Annotated in this window: 7 protein-coding genes; 2 read left to right on the top strand and 5 right to left on the bottom strand. The window is 71.5% G+C overall.

The window, feature by feature from the left end; genetic code table 11:
• Nucleotides 1-168: 168 nt before the first annotated feature.
• Nucleotides 169-1,521 (bottom strand): class II 3-deoxy-7-phosphoheptulonate synthase, encoded by a 1,353-nt coding sequence (locus ACIG0D_RS32165; RefSeq protein WP_399808066.1) that lies wholly within the window; start codon nt 1,519-1,521, stop codon nt 169-171.
• A 96-nt stretch (nt 1,522-1,617) separates the two neighbouring features.
• On the opposite strand from ACIG0D_RS32165, the gene ACIG0D_RS32160 reads away from it, so the two are divergent.
• Nucleotides 1,618-1,674: a trp operon leader peptide gene (locus tag ACIG0D_RS32160; RefSeq protein WP_189697087.1), complete on the top strand. Its 57-nt coding sequence runs from the start codon at nt 1,618-1,620 to the stop codon at nt 1,672-1,674.
• A gap of 93 nt (nt 1,675-1,767) precedes the next feature.
• Entirely contained in the window at nt 1,768-3,648 is a 1,881-nt protein-coding gene (locus tag ACIG0D_RS32155; RefSeq protein ID WP_399808063.1) for an anthranilate synthase family protein, read from the top strand.
• Here the strand turns inward: ACIG0D_RS32155 and ACIG0D_RS32150 are convergent.
• The 4 genes from ACIG0D_RS32150 to macS all read right to left on the bottom strand — a co-directional run bounded on the left by ACIG0D_RS32150 (nt 3,600) and on the right by macS (nt 7,765).
• The gene (locus ACIG0D_RS32150) at nt 3,600-4,595 is read right to left on the bottom strand and encodes a 2-hydroxyacid dehydrogenase (RefSeq protein WP_399808061.1); all 996 of its coding nucleotides are present in this window, start codon (nt 4,593-4,595) and stop codon (nt 3,600-3,602) included. The two genes, ACIG0D_RS32155 and ACIG0D_RS32150, sit on opposite strands and share 49 nt — an antisense overlap.
• A 64-nt stretch (nt 4,596-4,659) precedes the next feature.
• On the bottom strand, nt 4,660-5,688 hold the full coding sequence (locus ACIG0D_RS32145) for a 6-phosphofructokinase (protein ID WP_399808058.1): 1,029 nt from the start codon (nt 5,686-5,688) through the stop codon (nt 4,660-4,662).
• Between the two features lie 176 nt (nt 5,689-5,864).
• Nucleotides 5,865-6,539: a response regulator gene (locus tag ACIG0D_RS32140; protein ID WP_399808055.1), complete on the bottom strand. Its 675-nt coding sequence runs from the start codon at nt 6,537-6,539 to the stop codon at nt 5,865-5,867.
• Entirely contained in the window at nt 6,536-7,765 is a 1,230-nt protein-coding gene (gene macS / locus ACIG0D_RS32135; protein WP_399808052.1) for a MacS family sensor histidine kinase, read from the bottom strand. The genes ACIG0D_RS32140 and macS overlap by 4 nt, the downstream gene beginning before the upstream one ends.
• Nucleotides 7,766-7,801: the final 36 nt, after the last annotated feature.

The following is a 7,801-nucleotide window of genomic DNA, read 5'->3' as shown; positions in this document are numbered from 1 at the left end:
GGGTTTGGCGTCTTCATGCCACCCCCTTATTGGGTGAGAAAAACAAAACATAACCCCGCGGCCTTTTCACCAAAACGGGGAGTGGGGCGCGGATCGTATGTGATCCGCGCCCCACTTCATGGCCGAAAACCGCCTGTAATAGGCGCTCCATTCACCGGCCCCTGTACATCACTGATCCCGGTACATCTCCGCGACGAGGAACGCCAGGTCCAGCGACTGGCTGCGGTTGAGCCGCGGGTCGCAGGCCGTCTCGTAGCGCTGGTGCAGATCGTCGACGAAGATCTCGTCGCCGCCGCCCACGCACTCGGTGACGTCGTCGCCGGTCAGCTCCACGTGGATGCCGCCGGGGTGGGTGCCGAGCGCCTTGTGGACCTCGAAGAAGCCCTTGACCTCGTCGAGCACGTCGTCGAAGCGGCGGGTCTTGTGCCCGGAGGCCGCCTCGAAGGTGTTGCCGTGCATCGGGTCGGTCACCCAGGCCACCACCGCGCCGGACGCGGTGACCTTCTCCACCAGCTCGGGAAGCCGGTCGCGGATCTTGTCCGCGCCCATCCGGACGATGAAGGTCAGCCGGCCCGGCTCGCGCTCCGGGTCGAGGCGCTCGATGTACTGCAGCGCCTCCTCGGCCGTCGTCGTCGGGCCGAGCTTGATCCCGATCGGGTTGCGGATCCGCGAGGCGAACTCGATGTGCGCGTGGTCCAGCTGCCGGGTGCGCTCACCGATCCACACCATGTGCGCGGAGACGTCGTAGAGCCGGCCGGTGCGGGAGTCCACGCGGGTGAGCGCCGACTCGTAGTCGAGCAGCAGCGCCTCGTGCGAGGCGTAGAACTCGACGGTCTTGAACTCCTCCGGGTCGGCTCCGCAGGCGTGCATGAAGTTGAGCGCCTGGTCGATCTCGCGGGCCAGCTGCTCGTAGCGCTGGCCCGACGGGGACGACTTCACGAAGTCCTGGTTCCAGGCGTGGACCTGGCGCAGGTCGGCGTAGCCGCCGGTGGTGAAGGCGCGCACCAGGTTCAGCGTGGAGGCGGACGCGTGGTACATCCGCTTCAGCCGCTCCGGGTCCGGGATCCGGGACTCCTCGGTGAAGTCGAAGCCGTTGACGGAGTCGCCGCGGTAGACCGGCAGGGTCACCCCGTCGCGGGTCTCGGTCGGCTTGGAGCGCGGCTTGGAGTACTGGCCGGCGATCCGGCCCACCTTCACCACGGGCACGGAGGCGGCGTACGTCAGCACGGCGCCCATCTGGAGCAGGGTCTTGAGCTTGTTACGAATGTGATCGGCGGACACCGCGTCGAACGCCTCGGCACAGTCGCCGCCCTGGAGGAGGAACGCCTCTCCCTTGGCGACGGCCGCCATCCGGGCGCGCAGCTGGTCGCACTCGCCCGCGAAGACGAGCGGCGGATACGACTCGAGGTCCGCGATCACCTTGCGCAGAGCCTCGGGGTCGGGGTACTCGGGCTGCTGCGCCGCGGGCAGGTTTCGCCAGGTGTTGCCAGCGCTCGCGCTGGTCTTAGCGTTCACGGTCACGACCTCAACATTACGGGGTCGGATGGGACGTCCCACCCCATGCCCAGCAAGTGAGACACGGGGTACACGTGTCGGACATGGGGTAGGGTGCGTCGCATGTTCGCGCACTCGATCCAGAACTGGTGGTGGACCGCTTCTCCGGCGGCCCGCTGACTGCGCGTACCCAAGACTTCGCGAAGGCCGCCCGAGGGGCGGCCTTCGTGTTTCCCGGGCCGTTCCTCACCGATCACGACGGAAGAGGAACCCATGGACCTGGCACAGCTCGCGCACGATCCCCGTCCCTTCGCCCTGCTGCGGCGGCGCACCCCCGGCCACGACCACGACACGGTGGAACTGCTGCTGGGCCCGGTGACGGAGTACGACCGCCTCGGCGACCTGCCCGACGAGGGCCTGGCGCTCGTCCCGTTCCGGCAGATCCGCGAGCGCGGCTTCGACGTCCGCGACGACGGCACCCCGCTGGCGGTGCTGGTCCCGGAGGAGTCGTACGTCGTCCCGCTCGCCGACGCCCTGGCACAGCTGCCGTCGCACGCCGTGCGCGTCGAGGGCGGTGGGTTCGACGTCGCCGACGAGGAGTACGCGGAGATCGTCGGGCGGGTGCTGGAGGAGGAGATCGGGCGCGGCGAGGGCGCGAACTTCGTGATCCGGCGGACGTACGAGGGGCGGATCCCCGGGTTCGGGCGCGCCGACGCGCTGGCGCTGTTCCGGCGGCTGCTGGCCGGTGAGCGCGGGGCGTACTGGACGTTCGTGGTGCACACCGGGGAGCGGACGCTGGTCGGGGCCAGCCCGGAGGTGCATGTGCGGATGAGCGGCGGCACGGTCGTGATGAACCCGATCAGCGGGACGTACCGCTATCCCGCCGAGGGGCCGACGCCCGAGCATCTGCTCGCCTTCCTCGCCGACGGCAAGGAGATCGAGGAGCTGTCGATGGTCGTCGACGAGGAGCTGAAGATGATGTGCACGGTCGGCGACATGGGCGGGGTGGTGGTCGGGCCCCGGCTGAAGGAGATGGCGCATCTCGCCCACACCGAGTACGAGCTGCGCGGGCGGTCCTCCCTGGACGTGCGGGAGGTGCTGAAGGAGACCATGTTCGCGGCGACCGTGACCGGCTCGCCCGTGCAGAACGCCTGCCGGGTCATCGAGCGCCACGAGGTCGGGGGGCGCGGCTACTACGCGGGCGCGCTCGCCCTCGTCGGCCGGGATTCCGGCGGGGCGCAGACCCTGGACTCCCCCATCCTGATCCGTACGGCGGACATCGACGCGGCCGGGCGGCTGCGGGTGCCGGTCGGCGCGACGCTGGTGCGCGGCTCGGACCCGGTGAGCGAGGTCGCGGAGACCCACGCGAAGGCGGCCGGGGTGCTGGCCGCGCTGGGCGTGCGCGAGCAGCGGCCCCGGGAGGAGGCCGCGGGGCCGCGGCTCGCCGACGATCCGCGGGTGCGGGCCGCGCTGGACGGGCGCCGAGCCTCGCTGGCGCCGTTCTGGCTGCGGATGCAGGAGCGGTCGTCCGAGCTGGAGGGGCACGCGCTGGTCGTGGACGGGGAGGACACCTTCACGGCGATGCTGGCGCATGTGCTGCGGTCGAGCGGGCTGGAGGTGACCGTGCGGCGGTACGACGAGCCGGGGCTGCGGGAGGCGGTGCGCGCGCACGAGGGGCCGCTGGTGCTGGGGCCCGGTCCGGGGGACCCCGGTGACGCCGGCGACCCGAAGATGCGGTTCCTGCGGGAACTGACCGCCGAGGTCGTCCGGGGTCACCGGCACGGGGTGCTCGGCGTCTGTCTCGGGCACGAGCTGATCGCGGCGGAGCTGGGGCTGGAGATCGTCCGCAAGGAGGTGCCGTACCAGGGGGCGCAGACGGAGATCGATCTGTTCGGGCGGCCGGAGACGGTGGGCTTCTACAACAGCTTCACGGCCCGCTGCGACGACGAGGCGGCGGCGGAGCTGGCGGCGCACGGGGTGGAGGTGAGCCGGGCCGCGAACGGGGAGGTGCACGCGCTGCGCGGGCCGGGCTTCGCGGGCGTGCAGTTCCATCCGGAGTCGGTGCTGACCCTTAACGGGGCGGCCGTGGTGCGGGAGCTGGTCGGTCAGCTGCGCGGCACGAGCACGTTCTCCGAGCGGCGGCCCGCGCGGTAGTTCAGGACGTTCTCGGCGGTCGTCCCGGCGATCTGGCCGACGGCGTCCCGCGTGTAGTACGCCTGGTGGGAGGTGACCAGGACGTTAGGGAAGGTGACGAGGCGGGCCAGGGTGTCGTCCTCGACGGCCTCCAGGGACTTGTCGAGGAAGAACAGCCCGGCTTCCGCCTCGTAGACGTCGAGGCCGACGCCCGTGAAGCGGCCCTCGCGCAGTTCGGCGACGAGGGCCGCGGTGTCGATCAGGCCGCCGCGGCTGGAGTTCACCAGGATCGCGTCGTCCTTCATCGTCCTCAGCGCGTCGGCGTCGATCAGGTGCAGGGTCTCCGGCATCAGCGGGACGTGCAGGCTGACCAGGTCGGACTCGGCGAGCAGCCGCTCCTTGGGGACGTACACCATGCCGAGCTGCATACAGGCGGGGTTCTCGGCGATGTCCCAGCCGAGCAGCCGCATGCCGAAGCCGTGGGCGATCCGGGCGAACGCCTCGCCGATCTTGCCGGTGCCGAGCACGCCGGCGGTGCGGCCGTGCAGGTCGCGGCCCATCAGTCCGTCGAGGCGGAAGTCGAAGTCGCGGGTGCGGGTGGAGGCGCGGACGATACGGCGGTTGACGGCCAGGGCGAGGGCCCAGGCGAACTCGGCTACCGCGTACGGCGAGTAGTACGAGACGCGGGCGACGGTCATGCCGAGGCGTTCGGCGGTCGGCAGGTCGATGTTGTTGAAGCCGGTGGAGCGCTGGGCGATCATCCGGGTGCCGCCGGCGGCGAGGATCTCCAGGACGCGTGCGCCGAGGTCGGCGTTGACGCTGGTGGAGACGATCTCGTAGCCGGCGGCGATGGGGGCGGTGTCCTCGTTGAGGAAGACGTCCAGACAGCGGGCGTCGTAGGGGTCCGGGAACGCGTCCTCGATCAGGGGTTTCTCGTCGGCCTGCACACCGAACGCCAGGATCTCCACGGGGTCCCTCCGGGGGTATGACCGCATGTGGGGTGGTTTCGGTGAATATAGCCGTGCTCGGCTGTCAGCCGAAGAACACCCCGACCTCCTCGTAGAGTTCCGGCTTCACCCTTTTGAGCTGGGCGGTCGCCTCGGCGAGGGGGACGCGGACGATGTCCGTGCCGCGCAGGGCGACCATGGTGCCGAAGTCGCCGTCGCGGACGCAGTCGATGGCGTGCAGGCCGAAGCGGGTGGCGAGCCAGCGGTCGAAGGCGCTGGGGGTGCCGCCGCGCTGCACATGGCCGAGGACGGTGGTCCGGGCCTCCTTGCCGGTGCGTTTCTCGATCTCCTTGGCCAGCCACTCGCCGATGCCGGACAGCCGGACGTGCCCGAAGGAGTCCAGCGTCCCGTCCTTGAGGACCATGTCGCCGTCCCGGGGCATGGCACCCTCGGCGACGACCACGATCGGCGCGTACGACGCCCGGAACCGCGAGGTCACCCACGCGCACACCTGGTCGACGTCGAAGCGCTGCTCGGGGATGAGGATGACGTTGGCGCCGCCGGCCAGCCCGGAGTGCAGGGCGATCCAGCCGGTGTGACGGCCCATCACCTCGACGACGAGGACGCGCATATGGGACTCGGCGGTGGTGTGCAGCCGGTCGATGGCCTCGGTGGCGATGGAGACCGCGGTGTCGAAGCCGAAGGTGTAGTCGGTGGCCGACAGGTCGTTGTCTATCGTCTTCGGGACTCCCACGCAGGGGATCCCGTACTCGCCGGACAGCCGGGCGGCGACCCCGAGGGTGTCCTCGCCGCCGATCACGATCAGCGCGTCGACCTGCTGCTTCGCCAGGTTCTCGCGGATCCGGCGGATGCCGTCCGCGCTCTTGAGGGGGTTGGTGCGCGAGGAGCCGAGGATGGTGCCGCCGCGCGGGAGGATGCCGCGTACGGCGGGGATGTCCAGGCGCGTGACATCGCCCTTCAGGGGGCCGCGCCAGCCGTCCCGGTAGCCGGTGAAGTCGTAGCCGTACTCCTGCACGCCCTTGCGGACGATGCCCCGGATGACGGCGTTGAGCCCGGGGCAGTCGCCGCCTCCGGTCAGTACTCCGACCCGCATGGAAAGTCCCTTCGCCGGGTTGCCGTGAGCCGTGCCGTGCGGTGTGCCGTGCGGTGTTCCGTGCGGTGTTCCGTAGCAGCAGGCTAGGGGTGACCCAGGTCACTTCGGCAGGGTCCGGGAGGGCGGTTCCGGTGCGGTGTCAGCCGGTCGGCCGAACCGCGGCCCGGGGCGCGGCGCTACTCCTCGTCGAGGCCGCGCTCTATGGCGTACCGGACCAGCTCGACGCGGTTGTGCAACTGGAGCTTGCCCAGGGTGTTCTGGACGTGGTTCTGCACCGTGCGGTGCGAGATGACGAGGCGTTCGGCGATCTGCTTGTAGCTCAGGCCCTTGGCGACCAGGCGCAGCACCTCGGTCTCCCGCTCGGTCAGCCGGGGCGCGCCCGGCTGGTCGGTGTCGGGGGCGGGCGCGGGCTCGGAGGCCAGCCGCCGGTACTCGCCGAGGACCAGGCCCGCGAGGCCGGGGGTGAACACCGGGTCGCCCGCGGCGGTGCGGCGTACCGCGTCCAGCAGTTCCTCGGTGGACGCCGACTTCAGCAGATAGCCGGTGGCGCCGGACTTGACCGCCTCCAGCACATCGGCGTGCTCGCCGCTCGCGGACAGCACCAGGACGCGCAGCGCGGGGTTGGCGGCGACGACCTCCTTGCAGACCTGCACGCCGGGCTTGGCGGGCAGGTTCAGGTCGAGGACGAGCACGTCGGGGGCGGCGGCCCTGGCACGGCGTACGGCCTGCTCGCCGTCGCCCGCGGTGGCCACCACCTCGAAGCCGTGCTCGGTCAGGTCGCGGGCGACGGCGTCGCGCCACATGGGGTGGTCGTCGACCACCATCACCTTGATCGCCTGCTGCTCGCTCATCGCTTCCCCCGTGCCGTCGTCTCGCTCGTCGTCTCGCTCTTCGGGACCTTCAGTTCCACCTCGGTGCCCTGCCCGGGCGTGGACACCAGGTCGGCGCTGCCGCCCAGGTCGCGCAGCCGGCCCCGGATGGACAGGGCCACGCCCATCCGGCCCTCGCCCTCGGCCTGGGCGAGGCGCCCCTCGGGGATGCCGGGACCGTCGTCCCGTACGGTCACGATCACCTCGTCGGGCCAGTCCTCGATGAGGATCCACGCGCGCGCGTGCTCCCCGGCGTGCCGCTCCACGTTGTCGAGGGCGGCGCCGACGGCCGCGGCCAGCTCCCGGGCGGCGTTCGCCGGCAGGGTGACCGGGGCGCCCGGCTCTGCGACGCTGACCCGGGCGCCGGCGTACGGCATCAGCAGCGCGCGCAGATCGACCGGGGTGTCGGGGTCGTCCGGCTCCTCCACGGCCCGGACGACCGCGCCCTGGGCGGTGTCCTCGGAGATCCGGGAGACCGGCACCAGGCCGCCGGAGACCAGGGTGCGCAGCGCGACCTCCTGCTCGCCGGCGAGGCGTCCCAGCTCGGCCGCCTCTCCGCCGAGGGCGGCCCCGCGGCGCTTCACCATGGCCAGCACCTGGAGCACGCTGTCGTGGATGTCCCGGGCGAGCCGCTCCCGCTCCCGGGTCGCGGCCTCGATCTCCAGGGCGCGGGCGAGGGTGCGCTCGGAGGCGCGGGCGACCTCCACGACGTAGCCGATGGCGATGGAGGCGACCCAGACCAGGATCACGTTGTGGACCGTGTCGCGGACCGGGGCGCCGCGTTCGATCAGGTTGGCCACCGCGACCGCCGTGGAGGCGAAGGCCGCCCACCGCCAGCCGCCCTTGATGGCGAAGGCGAGGACGGAACCGGCGGTCCATATCGACGGCAGGGTCGGCCCGCCCTCGTGGATGCGCTGCTGGGTGTCGGCGACGAGGGTGAGCAGGATGCCGGTGACGGCGATGGTCAGGTCGACGGCGAGGAACCGCTTGGTGCAGGCCGCCTCGCTCGCCACCTTGGGCAGGGTCGCGAGGGTCCACACGGCGAGGACGGCGTAGAAGGCGACGGCGACCCAGGGGCGGGCGAACTCGTCGTAGGCGGTGCAGAACAGACCGACCGCGTACAGCATGGTCAGCACCCGGTAGCCGGCCAGGGCACGCCACAGCGGCTGCTCGACCGACATCCTCATGACTCTCTCGCGCTTGGCCATGTCCCCCCACCCCCGCCCCGGACGGACCCGTCCGGG

The sequence above is a fragment of the Streptomyces sp. NPDC052773 genome, from assembly GCF_044547145.1.
Lineage (GTDB): Bacteria > Actinomycetota > Actinomycetes > Streptomycetales > Streptomycetaceae > Streptomyces.
The sequence above is the reverse complement of the archived record's forward strand: the minus strand, read 5'-3'. Positions and strand labels throughout refer to the sequence as shown.